Annotated in this window: 21 protein-coding genes; 10 read left to right on the forward strand and 11 right to left on the reverse strand. The window is 57.4% G+C overall.

Features of this window, described 5'->3' with window-relative positions:
* The first annotated feature begins 3 nt into the window (after positions 1 to 3).
* From astE to ves, 3 genes are all read left to right on the forward strand, one after another.
* Positions 4 to 969, forward strand: a complete 966-nt coding sequence (gene astE, locus G9X48_RS03295; protein WP_097641621.1) for a succinylglutamate desuccinylase — start codon at positions 4 to 6, stop codon at positions 967 to 969.
* 294 nt (positions 970 to 1,263) lie between these two features.
* Positions 1,264 to 1,746: an ATP-independent periplasmic protein-refolding chaperone Spy gene (gene spy, locus G9X48_RS03300; protein ID WP_007893980.1), complete on the forward strand. Its 483-nt coding sequence runs from the start codon at positions 1,264 to 1,266 to the stop codon at positions 1,744 to 1,746.
* Positions 1,747 to 2,022: 276 nt separating this feature from the next.
* A complete protein-coding gene (gene ves / locus G9X48_RS03305; RefSeq protein ID WP_015386779.1) occupies positions 2,023 to 2,568 on the forward strand; it encodes an environmental stress-induced protein Ves in 546 nt (181 codons plus the stop codon).
* Here ves and cho read toward each other — a convergent pair.
* The 3 genes from cho to nadE all read right to left on the reverse strand — a co-directional run bounded on the left by cho (position 2,559) and on the right by nadE (position 5,312).
* On the reverse strand, positions 2,559 to 3,440 hold the full coding sequence (gene cho / locus G9X48_RS03310) for an excinuclease Cho (RefSeq protein ID WP_004388214.1): 882 nt from the start codon (positions 3,438 to 3,440) through the stop codon (positions 2,559 to 2,561). The genes ves and cho overlap by 10 nt on opposite strands.
* A gap of 67 nt (positions 3,441 to 3,507) precedes the next feature.
* Positions 3,508 to 4,398, reverse strand: a complete 891-nt coding sequence (gene yddG / locus G9X48_RS03315) for an aromatic amino acid DMT transporter YddG (RefSeq protein WP_097641620.1) — start codon at positions 4,396 to 4,398, stop codon at positions 3,508 to 3,510.
* Between the two features lie 86 nt (positions 4,399 to 4,484).
* Entirely contained in the window at positions 4,485 to 5,312 is an 828-nt protein-coding gene (nadE, locus tag G9X48_RS03320; protein ID WP_004387342.1) for an ammonia-dependent NAD(+) synthetase, read from the reverse strand.
* Between the two features lie 242 nt (positions 5,313 to 5,554).
* Between nadE and osmE the strand changes: the two genes are divergently transcribed.
* On the forward strand, positions 5,555 to 5,896 hold the full coding sequence (gene osmE / locus G9X48_RS03325) for an osmotically-inducible lipoprotein OsmE (RefSeq protein WP_004387341.1): 342 nt from the start codon (positions 5,555 to 5,557) through the stop codon (positions 5,894 to 5,896).
* 112 nt (positions 5,897 to 6,008) lie between these two features.
* Here the strand turns inward: osmE and katE are convergent, their stop codons facing one another.
* Entirely contained in the window at positions 6,009 to 8,264 is a 2,256-nt protein-coding gene (gene katE, locus G9X48_RS03330; protein ID WP_076727529.1) for a catalase HPII, read from the reverse strand.
* Between the two features lie 196 nt (positions 8,265 to 8,460).
* On the opposite strand from katE, the gene cedA reads away from it, so the two are divergent.
* The 3 genes from cedA to G9X48_RS03345 all read left to right on the forward strand — a co-directional run bounded on the left by cedA (position 8,461) and on the right by G9X48_RS03345 (position 9,541).
* Positions 8,461 to 8,706 carry a cell division activator CedA gene (gene cedA / locus G9X48_RS03335; protein WP_255212326.1) on the forward strand — a complete coding sequence of 82 codons (246 nt, stop codon included), beginning with the start codon at positions 8,461 to 8,463 and terminating at the stop codon, positions 8,704 to 8,706.
* A gap of 164 nt (positions 8,707 to 8,870) precedes the next feature.
* A complete protein-coding gene (locus tag G9X48_RS03340) occupies positions 8,871 to 9,167 on the forward strand; it encodes a type II toxin-antitoxin system RelE/ParE family toxin (protein ID WP_097641619.1) in 297 nt (98 codons plus the stop codon).
* A gap of 32 nt (positions 9,168 to 9,199) precedes the next feature.
* The gene (locus tag G9X48_RS03345) at positions 9,200 to 9,541 is read left to right on the forward strand and encodes a HigA family addiction module antitoxin (protein WP_097641618.1); all 342 of its coding nucleotides are present in this window, start codon (positions 9,200 to 9,202) and stop codon (positions 9,539 to 9,541) included.
* A 109-nt stretch (positions 9,542 to 9,650) separates the two neighbouring features.
* On the opposite strand, the gene G9X48_RS03350 is transcribed toward G9X48_RS03345, so the two are convergent.
* From G9X48_RS03350 to hxpB, 4 genes are all read right to left on the reverse strand, one after another.
* Positions 9,651 to 11,042: an L-cystine transporter gene (locus G9X48_RS03350; protein ID WP_097641617.1), complete on the reverse strand. Its 1,392-nt coding sequence runs from the start codon at positions 11,040 to 11,042 to the stop codon at positions 9,651 to 9,653.
* A gap of 135 nt (positions 11,043 to 11,177) precedes the next feature.
* Positions 11,178 to 11,768, reverse strand: a complete 591-nt coding sequence (locus tag G9X48_RS03355; protein ID WP_097641616.1) for a metal-dependent hydrolase — start codon at positions 11,766 to 11,768, stop codon at positions 11,178 to 11,180.
* Between the two features lie 113 nt (positions 11,769 to 11,881).
* Positions 11,882 to 12,637, reverse strand: coding sequence for a 2-dehydro-3-deoxy-D-gluconate 5-dehydrogenase KduD (gene kduD, locus G9X48_RS03360; RefSeq protein ID WP_032989866.1), 756 nt, complete (start codon positions 12,635 to 12,637; stop codon positions 11,882 to 11,884).
* A gap of 187 nt (positions 12,638 to 12,824) precedes the next feature.
* Complete coding sequence (hxpB, locus tag G9X48_RS03365; protein WP_004386564.1) at positions 12,825 to 13,493, reverse strand: hexitol phosphatase HxpB; 669 nt, start codon at positions 13,491 to 13,493, stop codon at positions 12,825 to 12,827.
* Between the two features lie 158 nt (positions 13,494 to 13,651).
* Between hxpB and G9X48_RS03370 the strand changes: the two genes are divergently transcribed.
* A complete protein-coding gene (locus G9X48_RS03370) occupies positions 13,652 to 14,188 on the forward strand; it encodes a YniB family protein (protein ID WP_004386563.1) in 537 nt (178 codons plus the stop codon).
* Between the two features lie 23 nt (positions 14,189 to 14,211).
* Here the strand turns inward: G9X48_RS03370 and G9X48_RS03375 are convergent, their stop codons facing one another.
* The 3 genes from G9X48_RS03375 to pfkB all read right to left on the reverse strand — a co-directional run bounded on the left by G9X48_RS03375 (position 14,212) and on the right by pfkB (position 16,444).
* A complete protein-coding gene (locus tag G9X48_RS03375) occupies positions 14,212 to 15,072 on the reverse strand; it encodes a fructosamine kinase family protein (RefSeq protein ID WP_097641615.1) in 861 nt (286 codons plus the stop codon).
* 97 nt (positions 15,073 to 15,169) lie between these two features.
* Entirely contained in the window at positions 15,170 to 15,460 is a 291-nt protein-coding gene (gene ghoS / locus G9X48_RS03380) for a type V toxin-antitoxin system endoribonuclease antitoxin GhoS (protein WP_097565112.1), read from the reverse strand.
* 54 nt (positions 15,461 to 15,514) lie between these two features.
* On the reverse strand, positions 15,515 to 16,444 hold the full coding sequence (gene pfkB / locus G9X48_RS03385; protein WP_097647888.1) for a 6-phosphofructokinase II: 930 nt from the start codon (positions 16,442 to 16,444) through the stop codon (positions 15,515 to 15,517).
* 293 nt (positions 16,445 to 16,737) lie between these two features.
* Here pfkB and G9X48_RS03390 point away from each other — a divergent pair, with 293 nt between their 5' ends.
* On the forward strand, positions 16,738 to 17,496 hold the full coding sequence (locus tag G9X48_RS03390) for a YdiY family protein (RefSeq protein ID WP_004386559.1): 759 nt from the start codon (positions 16,738 to 16,740) through the stop codon (positions 17,494 to 17,496).
* 268 nt (positions 17,497 to 17,764) lie between these two features.
* The gene (locus G9X48_RS03395; protein ID WP_032989862.1) at positions 17,765 to 17,992 is read left to right on the forward strand and encodes a hypothetical protein; all 228 of its coding nucleotides are present in this window, start codon (positions 17,765 to 17,767) and stop codon (positions 17,990 to 17,992) included.
* The last annotated feature ends 21 nt before the right edge of the window (positions 17,993 to 18,013 follow it).

Genomic DNA, 18,013 nt, shown 5'->3' on the forward strand with positions numbered 1-18,013 from the left:
GCCGTGGACGATTTTATTGCGAAGACGCTGCGCGGCGAGACGCCCGCCACCAAAACGCTGCAACGCGGCGGTGTGACTATCGAGTGGCTGGATGAAGGCATTCTGCAACTGACGCCCGCGGGCGAGGTGCGCGGCGCGCTGGTGGTGAGCGCGGGCATTCACGGTAATGAAACCGCGCCGGTCGAGATACTGGAGCAGCTCCTCGCGCCGCTGGTGCGCGGCGAGCGGCCGCTCATCTGGCGGCTGCTGGTGGTGCTCGGCAGCCCGGCGGCGCTGCGGGCCGGACGCCGGTTTGTCGATTACGATCTTAACCGTCTTTTCGGCGGGCGCTGGCAAACCGTCACGCCGGGTGTGGAAACCGCCCGCGCGGAATGTCTTGAGCAGGCGCTGGAGACGTTTTTTGCGGCGGGCGATGAAACGGTGCGCTGGCATCTGGATCTGCATACCGCCATTCGCGCGTCACGCTTTCCGCGCTTTGGCGTACTGCCCGCGCGCACGACGGCGTGGCCGGAGGATTTTCTCGCCTGGCTTGGCGACGCCGGGCTACAGGCGCTGGTATTTCATCGCGCGCCGGGCGGCACCTTCACGCACTTTTCCTGCGAGCGCTTCGCAGCACTCAGCTGTACGCTGGAGCTTGGGAAGGCGCTGCCGTTCGGCCAGAACGATCTCAGCCAGTTCGCCCCAACGCAGCGGGCGCTGTCGGCGCTGCTGGACGGCTCGCCCGCGCCTGCCGCTATGGATGCGCCGCGCCGCTTTGAGGTGGCGCAGCAAATCACCCGGCGAAGCGATCGCTTTGTGCTGCATATGTCCGCTGAGACCGAAAATTTCACGGCATTCGACGCAGGCACGCTGCTTGCGGAAGATGGCGATGAACGCTATTACGCGCAGGAAAATGAACGGGTGCTGTTTCCGAATCCCTCTGTCGCGCTCGGTTTACGCGCGGGATTAATGCTGCGGGAAATTAAATAATATGCGGCCCCCTGTGGGCCGTGAAAATAATGCGGATAATTCTGAGCGCGGCGCTTTATTTTACAGCGGTGCGCTTATATACTGCGCTCACACTCTCTTCACAATCAATCGGTTGTGATATTTAAAGAATCTTCTCCTCCGTTTTTTCTTATTTTCTCCATAATCGCACAATAATTGTTTTTTATGCTTTCACTGTTTTACTCAGACTCTGACTGATTGACGAATCTGCCCGTAGAATTAATCTCGTCAAGGCGACAACCTGTTGCTGAATTAACTGAAAGTAAGGACAACATTATGCGTAAATTAACGGCTATCTTCGTTGCTTCCACCCTGGCGCTTGGCGCGGCTAACCTGGCACAGGCGGCGGAGACCCCGGCACCTGATGCGAATAACGCACCGATGATGCACCATAAAGGTCCGCGCGGCCCGCATCACGATATGATGTTCCAGGGGCTGAACCTGACCGATGCGCAGAAGCAGCAAATTCGCGACATCCGTAAAGCCCAGCGTGAAAAATTCGAGCGTCCGTCGCTGGAAGAACGCCGCGCGATGCACAATCTGATCGCCAGCGACAGCTTTGATAAAGACAAAGCGCAGGCCCAGATCGATAAAATGGAAGCGCAGCATAAAGCCCGTATGCTGGCGCACATGGAAACCCAGAACAAAATCTATAACGTTCTGACGCCGGAGCAGAAAAAGCAATTTAATGCCAATTTTGAGAAGCGTCTGACAGAACGTCCGGCTCCGGAAGGTAAAATGCCCGCAGATGCAGAATAATTTCTGACTGGCTTAAGACCGCCGGTTTTGGCAAGCGTCCTTTGATGGCGCTGGCCAGGGCCGGCGGTTTTTCTTTTCCCACGCCTCTTGCCACGTAATTTCTGTTGGTTATCATTCATCGCTGCCGCCGTGCGACGCATTTAGCCTGCGTATGTTAAGGATCTGCGTTCGCCATCCTCTGACGTGCCAATAATCAGGCCTGTAAATGTATAACAATAATTTTTGCCGCAGTAAGCCTGTGGCGACTGGCGCATGATGCGCGTTCCAGGAGTGGGGATGGAATTTTTCGACGTCAAAAAGATGCCGGTGAACCTGTGGCGTAATGGCGCAGGCGAAACCCGCGAGATCTGTTGTTACCCGCCGAGCCGGGATTTTAACTGGCGCGCCAGCATTGCTTCTCTTGCCAGCAATGGCGAATTTAACGTCGTGCCGCAGGTTGACCGCGTGGTGACGCTGCTCGATGGCGGCGAAGTCACATTGCTTGGCGGTGGCGCATTTCGTCATACGTTAAAGCGCCACCAACCGTTTACCTTCGCGGGCGAGCAACCGGTACGCGCTGAGCTGACCGACGGGCGCATGTCGCTTGATTTTAATCTGATGACCCGGCGCGATCGCTGTCGTGCGCAGGTGCGCGTCGCCGATCGCACGTTTACCACTGGCCGCGCGCGCGGCGGGATTGTGTATGTTTTAAGCGGCGCCTGGCAGCTTAACGATAAACTGCTGACGCCGGAGCAGGGCGCCTGGTGGCAGGAGGGAAGCCATACCCTCCGGCTGCTGAAGGCCGAAGGGCAGGTGCTGTTTAGCGAAATTACTTATCTCTGAGGCGCGTGCGCGCCGATTTCCACTATCTCATGCTCGCCGCTGATAAGCGGCTTGCACAGAATACGATAGCCGTCGTTATCAAAGCCCTGCGGCGCGCGCGAGATGCTCGCCGCGTCGCTTAACGAGGCGACCGATCCCAGCCAGTACCAGTTATGGATGATATGGTACTGCGTCATGTCACCGAAACTCTCCCGCAGCCCGACCGGGCCGTCCCACGGCCAGCAGATAACGCGCATGCGCTCCAGCGCCTCCATCAGGCGCGCGTTGTGCGCCTCCAGCGGCTCTTTACCGCAGCAGGCCCCCGCGCAGCGTTTCAGCGCCGAGCGGAAACAGGCGCGCCCCGGGCGCACGGATTCCAGCCCCAGCAGGCCGTAGCAGAGCTGTTGTTCGTCGGCGATTGACTGCAGCGTGCCGAGCGCCGCGCGGCGGCTCGAAAAGAGTCCATACAGGCCCGGCTGGTGCGAGAAATCGACATCGCGCGCGTAAACCACGTCCGGTTTTTCGCCTTTGAACTGCAAGGAGCAGAGCTGCCGGTTACGGCGCAACCGTTTATTAAACAGCGGCTGCTGCTCTTTGATCATCTGCGCTTCTAAGAGCAGCGCGCCGATTTCGCCCGCGGTGCGGATAAACGTGATGCGCCGCGACTGACGCAGCATAGAGGCTTCATCCGGCGTGCGCAGGTGCGACAGCACCCGGCTGCGAATATTGACGCTCTTGCCAATATAGAGCGGCATGGTTTCGCTTTCGCCATGAAAAACATAGACGCCGGGATGCTTTGGCAGATCGTCAAGCCACGGACGCAGATGCTCGGGATATTCATAAATTGCCGCTTTTTCAAACTCCAGCCGCGGCGCGCCAGTACGCCTTACCACATCACTCTCCTGAATACTGTTTACTTATCCAGTCTATCAGGGAATGTGTGGTTGAAAAAGCGCCATCTTAGTTGAGATTGCGCGTGGCAAGCCAGCAGAGCAGGGAGCCTGCCACCACCATCGCCACGCCCTGCCAGAACGCGATGCCCGGCGCGAGGCCGAGCCACAGGCTCGCCAGCAGCGCCGAGAGCACCGGCGTGAAGTAAGAGGCGGTGGCGAGCAGCGTCATATTGCCGTGCTGAATACTGTAGTTCCAGGCGGCGTAAGCGGCTGCGGTGGAAAGCCCCATAAAGAGCAGTTGCGCGACGGCCGGAAGCGAAAGCTGCATCGGGGGCTGTGGCGCGAGACTATATTGCAGCCAGAGGACGGCGGCGGTGGCGCAGAAAAAGAGCCCCACGCCGTTCTGCCCGTTGCTCCAGCGGCGCGTCAGGTTGCAGTAGAGCGCCCAGACCAGCGCGGCGCTGAACGCGAGGCCATAGGCGGGCGGATTATCCTGCATGTTGAGCCAGAGCTGCGCAGGCGACCAGCCGCCGTCGCCTTTCAGCACCTGAAACACGCCCGCGACCGCAAGCAGCAGCCCAGGCCAGAGCCAGGCGCGGCAGCGCTGGCCGTTGATAAGCACCGCCAGCAGCACCGTCAGGCTCGGCCAGAGGTAGTTAATCATCCCCAGCTCCAGCGACTGCGCGCGGGTATGCGCAAGACCTATCGCCAGCGCGAGGCAGATTTCATAGCCAACGAAGAGCACACCGCCGATGATTAAATAGCGGCGCGGTAAGCGGCCAGGGTGAATGAGGCCAGGCGACACCATCAGACACAGCGAACTGACGGTATAAATGAGCGCTGCGCCACCCACCGGGCCGAACGCCTCGCTGATGCTGCGCAATAAACCGACGGAGGTGCTCCAGAGCAGAATGGCCAGAAGGCCCGGCAGCGTGGCGCGCTGCGTTGAAACTGACATACGTCATCCGTGAAAAAAGCGTTGTGGCGCAAAACGTGACGCTGAGAGAGACACCCTCCCGGGTCGGGGAGGGTGCCGAAACGCGCTTACTGTTTCCAGAAATCGTCAAAAATCGTGATCGGCGGGCGACGTTTGTGCTCGGTTTTCACATACCAGCCGTCGATGATCTGACTGATTTTCTCATCAATCTGTTTGCCTTCCAGGTAATCGTCGATGTTGTCGTACGTTACGCCGAGCGCCACTTCATCCGGCAGAGACGGGCGGTCGTCTTCGAGATCGGCGGTCGGCACTTTAAGATAGAGATGCTCCGGGCAGCCCAGGGTTTTCAGCAGCAGTTTGCCCTGGCGCTTATTAAGACGGAACAGCGGGTTGATGTCGGTGCCGCCATCGCCATACTTAGTGAAAAAGCCGGTGACGGCTTCGGCGGCATGATCGGTGCCCACCACCACACCTTTGGTCATCCCGGCGATGCTGTACTGCGCTTTCATACGTTCACGCGCTTTTTCGTTGCCGCGCACAAAATCGCTCAGCTCAATGCCTGCTTCACGCAGTGCTTTCTCGCTCGCCAGCACCGCTTCTTTAATATTGACCGTCAGCACTTTATCCGGCTGGATAAACGCCAGCGCATCCTGACAATCTTTTTCGTCGAACTGCACACCGAAAGGCAGGCGCACCGCGATAAACTGATAGCTCTGATCGCCGGTTTCATCACGCAATTCGCTGATGGCAAGCTGGCTCAGTTTACCCGCGAGCGTGGAATCCTGACCGCCGCTGATGCCCAGCACCAGCGTTTTCAGGAACGGATAGGTTTTCAGATAGGATTTGAGAAAATCGACGCTGCGGCGGATCTCTTCGTGAGCGTCAATTTGCGGTTTCACACCAAGTGCCTGAATAATTTCTTGTTGTAATGCCATTTACCCCTCCAGTCTTGTTCGCCTGCAACGCGCAGGCATTGAAACGGTGATTGGTTAAAGCTAACCCGTTGTGGGCAAAACGACAAGTTGTCGCCGCCCTGCGCGGTGTCAGGCGGTTTTAACGTAATCAGTATTGGCTGAGGGAATACTCTTAATTTGACGTTGTTTCAGGTAACAAGTTGAAAAATGTTATTTTATATTCCAGGCTTATCTGCACACGCTGAAAAAAAGAGGATGACACAATGAACAAGAAGTTTGCAGGGTTTCTGGGTGCAGCGGCTGTTATGACGATGCTGGCAGGGTGTACCGCTTACGATCGCACCGCCGATCAGTTTACCCAGCCGGTAGTAAAAGATGTGAAAAAAGGCATGAGCCGTCAGCAGGTGATGCAGATTGCCGGTAAGCCGTCTTCTGAAGTGACCATGATCCACGCTCGCGGTACCTGCCAGACTTATATTCTGGGCAGCCGTAATGGTAAAACCGAAACCTATTTCGTTGCGCTGGACGATACAGGCCACGTGATGAACTCCGGCTACCAGACCTGTGCCGAGTACGACACCGACCCGCAGGCGCCGAAGAAATAATCGCGCTGTTGACAAAAAAACCGGCTCCGGCCGGTTTTTTTATGTCTGATGTTTTTGGCACAAGCACAAAAAACGCCGCAGCAGGCGGCGTTTTTGGATAGCACAATGGCGATTAAGCCGGAATTGACGCCACTTTCGGCGTACGCGCCCAGACACGGTGGCAGGCGAGCTGGTGGATGAAATCGTCCATAAAGCTGCCGGCGGCGTCGTCAGCTTCGACAATGCCTTCCTCGCCGGTGTCCGGCACCGCCAGATGGCGCTTGAGGCCGCGCGCGTCGCCCATCAGGCCGATCGCTTTCAGATGTTTATACGCCTCCAGCAGGTAGTAGACCGCATCGCCGTTATCGGCAAGCGCGCTCGCCGCACCGCCCGGCACCAGCACGGCATCGACGGTCACGGACGGCGATCCCGCAAACGTGCCGGCGACTTCCAGTTGCGAGCCATCATCCGCCGTCACGCTACCCATGCGGCTGTAGAGCAATTTGGCATGCACGCCGTGCGATTTCAGCGCCTGCAGCATGGCGAGCAGATCGGCGGATTTCACATGGTCGTTGAGTAGCACCGCGACCACGCGGCCTTTCACGGAGCCGCCCGGTACGGCATACAGGCTCAGCGACGGGTCTTTCTTCAGCCCGTTAACGTCCTTCGGCGGCGCGACATGCATCTGCTCTTCAGTGAGCGTAATGCCAAGATTAGTGGCCACCGGATGCGCCAGCGAAATATCGATATGGCAGAGGTGATCCACCACGCGCTCGCGGATATAGCTGCGCACGACTTTGCTGAGCTCAAAGCTGAAGGCGTCGATGATATGGCGCTGCTCGACCGGCGTCTGGCTCTGCCAGAAGAGGCGCGGCTGGGAGTAATATTCGCCAAACGACGGGCTGCGCTCGCGGATCTTATGGCCCTCAATACGTTCCTGATGGCTTTCAAACCCGCCCGCTTTTGGCGCAGGCGGCGTCTCGCGCGGCCAGTTGTCGTTGATCGAGTTTGGCTCGTAGTTCGCCGGGTTGGTGTCGATATCCATCCGGTGCATGCCGTCGCGCTGGAAATTATGGTACGGGCAGGTCGGTCGGTTAATCGGGATTTCGTGGAAGTTCGGCCCGCCGAGACGGCTTATCTGGGTGTCGGTGTAAGAGAACAGACGGCCCTGCAGCAGGGGGTCGTTGCTGAAATCCAGCCCCGGCACGATATGGCCCGGGTGGAACGCCGCCTGTTCGTTTTCGGCGAAGAAGTTATCCGGGTTGCGGTTCAGCACCATTTTGCCGACCAGTTGCACCGGCACCAGCTCTTCAGGGATGAGCTTGGTGGCATCGAGGAGGTCAAAATCAAACTTAAACTCGTCCTCTTCCGGGATCAGCTGCACGCCGAGTTCATATTCCGGGTAGTCGCCCGCTTCGATGGCCTCCCAGAGATCGCGACGGTGGAAATCCGGGTCACGCCCGGTGAGCTTCTGCGATTCATCCCAGATAAGCGACGCTTTGCCCGCCACCGGCTTCCAGTGGAAGCGCACAAAGGTGCCTTTGCCTTCGGCGTTGATAAAGCGGAAGGTGTGAATGCCAAAGCCTTCCATGGTGCGGTAGCTGCGCGGAATGCCGCGGTCAGACATCGCCCACATGACGTTATGCAGCGTTTCCGGCTGGAGCGACACGTAATCCCAGAAAGTGTCATGCGCGCTCTGGCCCTGCGGAATAGCCCAGTGCGGCTCCGGCTTCACGGCATGAACGAAATCCGGGAACTTATGGGCGTCCTGAATGAAAAACACCGGCGTATTGTTGCCGACCAGATCGAAAATCCCTTCTTCGGTATAAAACTTGGTGGCGAAGCCGCGAATATCGCGCACCGTATCCGCGGAGCCCGCGCCGCCCTGCACCGTCGAGAAGCGCACAAACACCGGCGTGATTTTTTCTGGGTCACTTAAGAACGCGGCTTTGGTGATATCGCTCAGGCTTTTATATGGCTGAAAGTAGCCGTGGGCGGCCGAGCCGCGCGCGTGGACGATGCGCTCAGGAATACGCTCGTGGTCGAAGTGCGTGATTTTTTCCCGCAGGATAAAATCTTCCAGCAACGTCGGGCCGCGGGTGCCGGCGCGCAGCGAGTTCTGATCGTTGGCGATACGCACGCCCTGGTTGGTTGTCAGCGCCTCGTTCTCACCGCCTTTGCGGAAGGTCTCCAGCGCGCCGAGCTTATCGTTCGTCACCTGCGGTGCCTTCAGGCTGCCTGGCGCGGTCGGCTGCTCGCCTGGCGGGGTCGGCGTCGGAGAAGGGCGGTGGGAGCCATCGGCAGGCGCCAGCGATCCCATGCCCGGCTCTGATGAACGCGCGTCGTGGAACGGGGCTTCATGGTTAGGGCGTTTCTCATCATTCGACATTGAACTCGTCTCCTTTCCTTTTTCTTAAGCAACCGGATGGCTGCATGAAATGTAAGGTAACTATAGAACAGCACTGAAGTTCTTGCGGAAAAGGGGACGGCGTAAAAAGCGGCAAATGAACGGTACAGCGCACGCAGGATGCGACGCAGAGCCGTCCGATCCGCTATCATAGTGGTTTATCTTTTGTTTTCAGCCAGTGAATCCGACGCTTATGAAACCACTTCGTCATCAGAATCGTCCCGTTATCAGCTATGTTCCACGCGTGGAGCCGGCTCCGCCGGATCATGCGGATCGCATGGAGGGTTTTGAGGATGTCTGGGTGCTGAAGGGCAAATATGTGGCGTTTGTGATGTCCGGGGATCGTTTTCGCCGCTCGCCCGCCTTCAGCAGCCCCGAAGCCGCCCAGCGCTGGGCGAACCAGCTCAAACAGGATGAGGTATAGGGCGGGGTTTATCGCCCCGTACAGGCAGCCGCTGTCCTAAGGCTGCCGACTGTCAGCCACGAAGCCCGCTAATGCGGGTTTTATTTTACCTTAGAACCGCATTTGTGCACTGTGCGGCGGTGCATTAAAATGATCACGAAAAGAAACAGGGAGGTATCAATGGAATGCAGAAGCATATCGGCAGTTTTCGTGACGCCTGGCTGGCGGCGTTTTTCGTGTATTCGACGCCACACCGCAACATCCCGGCGGAGATTCATACCACACTGGCGCGCAAGCTCGACATCATCAACGCAGCAACGTCATACCGCGATCTTCGCTCGCCGCCTGGCGACCGCTTTGAGGCGCTGAGCGGTAAATTGCAGGGGTATTCATCGATTCGGGTCAACCATCACTACCGCCTGATTTTCAGATGGGTGGAAGGCAAAGAGGAAGATCTCTATTTAGATCCGCATAATTACTGATTGCGGCGCGCCGCAACGTTAAGGAAATGAACATGAAACAGGCAACCAGAAAGCCCACGACGCCCGGCGAGATCCTGGTGTACGAATACCTGGAGCCGCTCGGCCTTAAAATCAACGAGGTGGCGGAGATGCTTTGCGTCCATCGTAATAGCGTGAGCGCGCTGGTGAACAATAACCGCAAACTCACTACAGATATGGCGTTTCGTCTGGCAAAAGCGTTTGGAACCTCAGTTGATTTCTGGCTTGACCTGCAGGCGGCTGTCGATCTGTGGGAGGTCGAGAATGATATGCGCATTCAGGAAGCGTTCAGCCGCATCGTACCCGCCGCGGAGTTTATCGCCCGGCGCGACGCGCAGAAGAAAGCTGTCGCCTGAAAAAAAGCCCGCTCACCGGCGGGCTTTTTCGTCTTTATCGCTGACTAACGCCCATAAAAGAAAACCCCGGCGCACAGGCCGGGGTTGATAAGGGCATCATCTTACGTGATTAACGGTGCGCCAGTTCGGCCTCGTCATCGCTGTTCAGGATGGCTTTATCAGTCTGCTTCAGCCACTGGCTGGTCAGCGTACCTGCAGTCATGGAGCCGCTCACGTTGAGTGCGGTACGGCCCATATCGATCAGCGGCTCGACGGAAATCAGCAGCGCCACCAGCGTCACCGGCAGGCCCATCGCTGGCAGTACGATAAGCGCAGCGAAAGTCGCACCGCCGCCCACGCCCGCTACACCGGCGGAGCTTAAGGTCACGATGCCGACGAGCGTTGCTATCCACACCGGGTCGAGCGGGTTAATACCGACCGTCGGGGCGACCATCACCGCGAGCATGGTCGGGTAGAGACCCGCGCAGCCGTTCTGACCAATCGTCGCGCCAAAGGACGCCGCGAAAGAGGCGATGGATTCCGGCACGCCCAGACGACGCGTCTGCGCTTCCACATTCAGTGGAATGCTCGCCGCGCTGGAGCGGCTGGTGAAGGCAAACGTCAGCACCGGCCACACTTTACGGAAGTAACGCAGCGGGCTCACGCCATTCACGGCCAGCAGCACGCCGTGAACCACAAACATAATACCGAGGCCCAGATAAGAGGCGACCACAAAGCTGCCGAGCTTGATGATGTCCTGCAGGTTAGAGCCTGCGACCACTTTGGTCATCAGCGCCAGCACGCCGTATGGCGTCAGCTGCATAACGAGACGCACCAGCTTCATCACCCAGCTCTGCAGGATGTCGATAGCGGCCAGCACGCGCTCGCCTTTCGGCGCGTCGTCTTTCAGCAGTTTCAGCGCCGCCACGCCCAGGAACGCCGCGAAAATCACCACGCTGATGATGGACGTTGGGCTCGCGCCGGTGAGATCGGCAAACGGGTTTTTTGGAATGAAAGAGAGGATCAGTTGCGGTACGGTCAGATCGGCGACTTTACCGGCGTAGTTGGTCTGAATGGCGTTCAGACGCGCGGTTTCCGCGCTACCCTGAACCAGACCTTCCGCCGTCAGGCCGAAGAGATTGGTCACCAGCACGCCGACCAGCGCCGCGATAAGCGTGGTAAAGAGCAGGGTGCCGATGGTCAGCACGCTGATTTTACCCAGCGACGAGGCGTTATGCAGACGCGCTACCGCACTCAGGATCATCGCGAACACCAGCGGCATTACGATCATCTGCAGCAGTTGCACATAGCCATTACCGACAATGTTGAACCACTGGATGGAAGTTTTCAGCGTCTCGCTGTCAGAACCATAGATGGTGTGCAAAGCCAGGCCAAAGACCACGCCCATGGCGAGACCGAGTAGTACTTTTTTTGCCAGGCTCCACTGCGTATGGCGCGTGCGCGCCAGCAACAGCAGCAGAACCACGAACGCGACAACGTTCGCTATCAGTGGAAAATTCATCCCCGTTCTCCTGATTTTTTTATAACCGGCATGGCCGAAATGGCATGCCTTTATGCCGCAAAGGGTATCAGAATCAAAACAGGGTGCCTTATATCCAAATGGAATGGTTTATATCAAAACGCGATTTCAGTTTATTTACTGTTCCATCTGGTGATGAATAAACCGATTAAAGGTGTTTTGCAGGGAATTGATGGCGGCCGAAGACCATTTCATCGCGCTGCTGTCGGTCATGCTTTGCGGCATCCAGACCGCCCAGATAAACAGCGCCATGCATAATACGCGCTCAAGCTGATTGCCTTTTTGCGGGTAGAGCAACGGCAGGCGAAAGCGCCAGCGGCAGGGCCATAAAAGCGGCACGCCCGCGGGCGTTATCATATCGGCGAAAATATGGCTGAGATAGCCGAGCACCAGCCCTTGCAGCGCATCGGCAGGCAGTATCCAGGTTTCCGGCACTTTTAACAGAAACAGCGTCAGCCCGCCAAACACCGCCAGCAGGCTGTGCGTAAACCCCCGGTGGCCGAACATTCGCGCCACGGGTTTTGATATCCACTTTAGCCGCTGTCCCAGGAAGGACTTCGGGTGATCGATATCCGGCAACAGGCAGGTGAGAATGGCGGAGGGGATAATATGCCACCAGTCGCCCTGCGCCAGCACAGGGGTCAGCTCGGCATTTTTGGCAAATACCGCGCAGGCAATCGAAAAAAGCAGGTGGCCTTCCGCCGTCATGATAAAACCCTGTAACTGTCAATCTATCCAGTATAGGGTTTTTATACAGTAGAGAAAAGTGGTGACGGTGTAACACTTTGTCACCGCAGCCCGCGTGACGCCTCGCGTTGCGCTCAGCGGGCGAGCCAGCCGCCGTCCACCGCAAGGGTATAACCGTTCACATAATCTGATGCCTTTGAGGCGAGAAAAATCACCGGCCCCTGTAAATCTTCCGGCGTTCCCCAGCGGCCTGCCGGAATACGCGCCAGAATTTCCTCATTGCGTTCGGCATCTTCGCGCAGCGCCTGCGTGTTGTTGGTCGCCATATAGCCCGGTGCAATGCCGTTAACGTTGATGCCATACGGTGCCCATTCATTGGCGAGCAGCCGTGTCAGGCCGAGCACGCCGCTTTTCGACGCGGTGTAGGAAGGCACACGAATGCCGCCCTGAAAAGAGAGCATGGAGGCGACGTTAATGATTTTGCCGCCGCTACCCTGAGCAATGAACTGCCTGGCGACGGCCTGAGAGAGGAAGAACAGCGCCTTCAGGTTGAGATCCATCACGTCGTCCCAGTCTTTTTCGCTGAAATCGAGCGCGTCGTCGCGCCGGATGATCCCGGCGTTGTTGACCAGAATATCGATACGCCCCAGCGCGTCGACGGCCTCGGTGACGAGCGGCTGTACCGGTGCCGTGGCTAAATCCGCGTCAATCGCGACAAAACGGCGGCCCAGCGCGTGGACTTTCGCGGCGGTCTCCCGCGCAGGACGACGGCTGACGCCTGCGATATCGCATCCGGCGGCGGCGAGCCCAAGCGCCATGCCTTGCCCAAGCCCGGTATTGCAACCGGTCACCATCGCCACTTTTCCGGCAAGCGAGAATGTCTCCAGCATGTTCCGTTCCTCTTTGACTCATCATTGCGGCGCAGGGAAAGTCCCTTTCGCATTCAGAGCAATGATAGGAGTCGCCAGCAGAAAAAACAAAGCTAAATGAAACTGCGTTTTAAAAATATGACGGCGGGCGGTATTTTTTGGAACAAAAGCTGAAAACCGCTGCCGGGCAGCAGCGGCGATAAGGGGCTTAGCCTTTCAGATGCCAGGGCTCAAGCTCGGTCAGCGAGTTCAGACGCACGTTGGCGAGCGCCCAGCGCGCGTCGCTGCGGTTCTCTTCGGCCGGAACCACAATGGAGCGCATACGCGCCGCTTTGGTGGCGACCATGCCGTTAACGGAATCCTCAAGCGTCACGCAGCAGAGCGGATCGACGCCAAGCTTTGCCGCCGCATCCAGGTAGACCTGCGGGTGCGGTTTGCTGTAAGGCAGGTGTTCGGCGGAAGCGAGCACGTCAAACTGCTCGCGCAGATCAAACAGCGTCAGTACGCGCTCCAGCATCCGCAGCGGCGAGGCGGAGGCGAGGCCGACCTTCAGCCCCTGCGCTTTACAGAGCGCAATCGCATCTGCCACGCCCGGCAGCAGCGGACGTTTTTCTTCCACCAGCGTCATGGCGCGGGTAATAATGCGCTGCGTCACTTCATCCAGTGACGGGCCGTTCCACGGCTGCTGCGCGAACCACAGCGCCACCACCAGATCGATGCGCAGGCCCAGCGTGTCGGGCAGCTCGTGGCGGCGGGAGGTATCCACCCCGAGTGTTGCCATGACTTCGAGCTCCGCCTGGTCCCAGAGCGGTTCGGAGTCAATCAGTAAACCATCCATATCAAAAATAGCGGCGAGGATCTGTCGCGGCGAAGACATCGTGTCACTCCTTTTTTGTTACGCGGGAAGGTTAATGAATAGCCGGAAAAACGCGTTATGGCTACCGCTTTCCTGCCATGTGCCGGAAAGTTCAGGCGAAAAGGCGCTTCACAGGGTAAACTTAGGCCAATCTGTCGCGTCGCTATCAAGGGGAAAGCATGACGTATCAACAAGCTGGACGCATTGGTGTCTTAAAACGCATCGCCGGATGGGTGATTTTTATTCCTGCCACGCTCTCCACGATTATCTCCGTGCTGAAATTTATGTATCAGCACAGCGAAAAGCAGCCGGGCATTAACGCCGTGATGATGGATTTCGCCCACGTGATGATTGAAATGGTGCGCTTTAATACGCCGTTCCTGAATGTCTTCTGGTACAACTCGCCGCAACCCGATTTCACGCGTCACGCGAATATCAGCTTCTGGATAATCTATATTTTGATTTTTGTTGGTCTGGCGTTACAGGCGTCGGGCGCGCGGATGTGTCGCCAGGCGCGTTTTCTGCGTGAGCATGTTGAAGACAGCCTGATCCTTGAGCGCGCCAAAGGCGAAGAAGGGCTGAGCCGCGAGGCGCTGGAATCACGCATCGTGGTGCCGCGCCATACCATTTTCCTGCAAATCTTCCCGCTTTATATCCTGCCGGTGATTGTGCTGGTGCTGGGCTACGTGTTCTTCTCCCTGCTTGGTTTTTTGTAAACGCGCGCTGCGGCGCGCCTTTCTCATATGCCCAGAACGCGGGTTAACGCCTGCTGTGCGGTAACCAGATGCTGGCCGCCGAAAAGAATGGCGCGGTTTAGCAGGGTATAAAGCTGATAGAGCGGCTGGCGCTCAAGGAAGCCGGCGGGCAGCGGCAGCACCGACTGATAACCGTCGTAAATCTGCGGCGGCTGCTCCGGGTGCAGCGGCAGCATCGCCAGATCGCATTCGCGATCGCCCCAGTAGCAGGCCGGGTCGAAGATATACGGCCCGTCCGGCCCCAGCGCGCAGTTGCCGGACCACAAATCGCCATGCAGCAGCGAAGGCGCGGGCTGGTGCGAGATCAACTGCTGATGTACCGCATCCACGATTCGGTCGATATCGCCGAATTCCATGCCTTTTTCCGCCGCCAGCTCCAGCTGCCAGCCGATGCGCTGTTCGGCGAAAAAACTCGCCCAGCGGCGCTGCCACGCATTGGGCTGCGGCGTGGTGGAGAGGTGGTTGTCGTAATCGAGACCGTACTGCGGTTGCTCGCTCCACTGGTGCAGGCGCGCCAGCTGTTGACCGAGCAAAAAAGCGTTATGTGCGTCGAGCGGTTTTGGCGGCAGGTATTCCAGCAGGAGAAAACTGTATTCGCGGTCGCTGCCGACGCCGAGCACTTCCGGCACCGTGACCGTTTTACTGCGCGCCAGCAGGTTGAGCTGATCGGCTTCGGCGGTAAAGCAGGGCAACAGCGTTGAATCATCGCATTTCACGAAGATAGCGCGCCCGGCCCAGTCGATTCGCCACGCGGCATGAATTTCACCGCCCGGCAGTTCGGTTCGCTGGCTGATTTCACCGGCGCCCAGCTGTTCGTTTAACAAACGCGTAATGGCATGCCACATGATTACTCTCCCAGGTTTCCCTTAAAGAACATCAGCGTAACGCGCCCGTGCAGAGGAAAATCTGCGCGAGCGCACAACCTGCCGCGCGCGGACGACGTTACACGGTATCGTTGTCGCGCAGCCAGTTTTCGAACGTGGTGACGGTGACTTGCGGCTTTTGATCGAGCGCCGCCTCGCCAAGCCCTTCGGCCAGTTCAGCTACTTCTTTATCACTGAGCGCGCTGACCAGCCCGAAGGTATTGGTGCCCAGCTCGTGTATTTTGCCATCGTCGTCGGCAAGCGTGAGCTGGAAACCGCCGCGCGTCAGATGGTTATTCAGTTCGTTAATATCGGTCAGGCTTTTCTCATGAAACTTCACGGTGACGACATAGCGGGTCACTTCACTCATGGCGAACCTCATTGTCAGCAATAAAATGCCAGCCCGCCGGGGCTGGCCGGAATGTTAGCGAGTCAGCCACTGATAAATGTTATCGGTGTTTTCCTGCGAACAGAGCCGCGTACCCTGATTGATAGTAGCGGCGCTGCCGGCAGCCACACCATAACGCACCATATCCAGCAGCGGGGCATCCTGGGATAAGCGCAGCGTCATGGCGCCGACCATGCTGTCGCCCGCGCCAACCGTACTCTGGCTTTTCATCGGCGGCGGCACGACCTGCACGCAGTCTTTACCGTCAACGCCGAGCGCGCCCTGCGGCCCCAGTGAAACCACAACGCGGCGGGCTTTCCCTTTTTGCACCAGTTCTTCTGCGGCTTTACGGACATCGTCCGGCGCGGTCAGATCGCGTTTCACCAGCGCCGCCAGCTCTTTCTGATTGGGTTTAACCAGTTCAATATCGCCAACTTCCAGCGCGGCGGCCAGCGCGTCGCCGGAGCTATCGACAATCAGGCGAATCCCCTGCGCACGTGCCGCTTTAATCAGTAGCTGGAGTTTCTCCACGCTGACGCCGGGCGGCAGGCTGCCGCTTATCACCAGGATTGCGCCCGATTCAATCGCCAGCACTTTTTCTTCCAGCTGGCGGAATTCATCGTCGGTAATCGTGGCGCCTGGCATAACGAAGCGGTATTGCTCGCCGCTCGATTCGACATGCACGTGAAGATTCTGGCGGGTCCAGTCGCGGGCGGAAACCGTCTCGACCGCGACCTTTTCATTATTAAGCAGCGAGACCAGATGCTCGCCCGTCGCGCCACCCGCCGGGAAGAGGGCCGTGGCGCTGCCGCCCAGATGGACGATGGCGCGTGCGACGTTAATACCGCCGCCGCCGGGTTCAAAAACCGGCGCGCTGCAGCGTAGTTTCCCTTCCGGATAGATTTGCGGCGTGATTGTGGCGCTGTCGAGCGAGGGCGCCAGCGTGAGCGTATAAATACGTACCATATCGCCTCCGTTTTTTTAGACTGCCCTAAGCGTAGCACCCGACAGCCAGACGGTGGGTGAATAACGTGCTGATTTTACCTTGTGCCCGATATTAATCGGATGACCGTTCTATATAAATAAAAGTTTATTTTTAAGAGTCCGCTTATTCTTAAATAGCGAAAGGAATTCATTGCTAAGCCACAGGTGCCTTTTTATAATTCGTTACCTTTCTGTGGGCAGATTTTATTGATCCAGAGAAAAAGTTACGGGACCGTAATGGTCCTTTTTTTTGTTGTATGGACCTGAAAATCAACATGAAGCTTTTTAAGACAGTGCCCCTGGCTATGCTGCTGGCGGGTGGCGCGCTGCTGAGCCAGCACGCGATGGCTGATAATACCGTTTTTACTGTCATGGACGATCCTTCCACCGCGAAAAAACCGTTTGAAGGTGATTTAAACGCGGGTTACCTGGCACAAACCGGCAATACCAAAAGTTCTTCTTTAACGGCTGACAGCAACCTGACCTGGTATGGTGAAACCACCGCCTGGTCGCTCTGGGGAAATGCCAGCAATACCTCTTCTAATGACGAACGCTCCTCCGAAAAATATGCGGTGGGCGGACGTAGCCGCGTAAACGTAACCGATTATGATTACCTGTTTGGTCAGGCGAGCTGGCTGACAGACCGTTATAACGGCTATCGCGAGCGCGACGTGCTGACGCTCGGTTATGGTCGTCAGTTCCTGAATGGCCCGGTGCACAGCCTGCGTTTTGAATTCGGTCCGGGTGTGCGTTACGACGAATACACCAACGGTGATACCAAAACGCAGGGCCTGGGTTACGCGTCTGGCATCTATACCTGGCAGCTTACCGATAACGCTAAGTTCACACAGGGCGTTTCCGTGTTCGGCTCTGAAGATACCAACGTCAACTCCGAAACGGCGCTGGACGTGGCTATCAACGAACATTTTGGCCTGAAAGTCGCCTATAACGTGACCTGGAACTCTAACCCGCCTGCGAGCGCGCCGGATCATACCGATACTCGCACGTCCGTCACGCTGGGTTACCGTATGTAAAGTCGCTTAGCGCGGCTCTGAAAGGCTGGCATTGCCAGCCTTTTTTAATGCGTTACTTTCAGCTTCCTTTAGCATTGTGTGTCTATTGCCTTTGCAGCGTGTTTAATGAAAAGCCTTTTTTATCAGTGTGCTGTAGCCGGGTTCAGTTTCTTTGAGGTCGCACACCAAATAATTTGACTATTCGAAAGTGTGATGTGGATCTACCATTTATACACAGGTGATGAATAACACGTCACCCATTTATATGCTGCAAAGAAGAGATAACAAAATGAATACCCTCAAAACCGCGGCCGCCGCCCTGGCGCTGAGCGTGCTTTCCTTCAGCGCTTTCGCGACCCCGACGACCCAGCCTTCACAGAATAAAGCCCCGTATGCCGGATGGCGCGTAAGCGACATCGAAGCAGGCACCAGTCTTCAGCCAGGTGCAGCCTCGACAGGCCAGTCAATGAATGATGCGTTTAACACGCAAACGCTGGTTGCAGGCGACTGGTCCTGATGAAGGTCAGTGATGTTTTAT

The organism is Cronobacter sp. HA18006 (genome assembly GCF_011605445.1).
In the GTDB taxonomy this organism is placed as follows: domain Bacteria; phylum Pseudomonadota; class Gammaproteobacteria; order Enterobacterales; family Enterobacteriaceae; genus Cronobacter; species Cronobacter sakazakii.

Bases quoted from the DNA above. Each gene is read 5' to 3' on its own strand.
- G9X48_RS03350 (WP_097641617.1), bottom strand. From the start codon at position 11,042: ATGAATTTTCCACTGATAGCGAACGTTGTCGCGTTCGTGGTTCTGCTG.
- G9X48_RS03395 (WP_032989862.1), top strand. From the start codon at position 17,765: ATGAATACCCTCAAAACCGCGGCCGCCGCCCTGGCGCTGAGCGTGCTT.
- ghoS (WP_097565112.1), bottom strand. From the start codon at position 15,460: ATGAGTGAAGTGACCCGCTATGTCGTCACCGTGAAGTTTCATGAGAAA.
- spy (WP_007893980.1), top strand. From the start codon at position 1,264: ATGCGTAAATTAACGGCTATCTTCGTTGCTTCCACCCTGGCGCTTGGC.
- nadE (WP_004387342.1), bottom strand. From the start codon at position 5,312: ATGGCATTACAACAAGAAATTATTCAGGCACTTGGTGTGAAACCGCAA.
- G9X48_RS03375 (WP_097641615.1), bottom strand. From the start codon at position 15,072: ATGTGGCATGCCATTACGCGTTTGTTAAACGAACAGCTGGGCGCCGGT.
- yddG (WP_097641620.1), bottom strand. From the start codon at position 4,398: ATGTCAGTTTCAACGCAGCGCGCCACGCTGCCGGGCCTTCTGGCCATT.
- G9X48_RS03370 (WP_004386563.1), top strand. From the start codon at position 13,652: ATGACGTATCAACAAGCTGGACGCATTGGTGTCTTAAAACGCATCGCC.
- G9X48_RS03390 (WP_004386559.1), top strand. From the start codon at position 16,738: ATGAAGCTTTTTAAGACAGTGCCCCTGGCTATGCTGCTGGCGGGTGGC.
- osmE (WP_004387341.1), top strand. From the start codon at position 5,555: ATGAACAAGAAGTTTGCAGGGTTTCTGGGTGCAGCGGCTGTTATGACG.
- G9X48_RS03340 (WP_097641619.1), top strand. From the start codon at position 8,871: ATGCAGAAGCATATCGGCAGTTTTCGTGACGCCTGGCTGGCGGCGTTT.
- hxpB (WP_004386564.1), bottom strand. From the start codon at position 13,493: ATGTCTTCGCCGCGACAGATCCTCGCCGCTATTTTTGATATGGATGGT.
- G9X48_RS03355 (WP_097641616.1), bottom strand. From the start codon at position 11,768: ATGACGGCGGAAGGCCACCTGCTTTTTTCGATTGCCTGCGCGGTATTT.
- kduD (WP_032989866.1), bottom strand. From the start codon at position 12,637: ATGCTGGAGACATTCTCGCTTGCCGGAAAAGTGGCGATGGTGACCGGT.
- katE (WP_076727529.1), bottom strand. From the start codon at position 8,264: ATGTCGAATGATGAGAAACGCCCTAACCATGAAGCCCCGTTCCACGAC.
- ves (WP_015386779.1), top strand. From the start codon at position 2,023: ATGGAATTTTTCGACGTCAAAAAGATGCCGGTGAACCTGTGGCGTAAT.
- G9X48_RS03345 (WP_097641618.1), top strand. From the start codon at position 9,200: ATGAAACAGGCAACCAGAAAGCCCACGACGCCCGGCGAGATCCTGGTG.
- pfkB (WP_097647888.1), bottom strand. From the start codon at position 16,444: ATGGTACGTATTTATACGCTCACGCTGGCGCCCTCGCTCGACAGCGCC.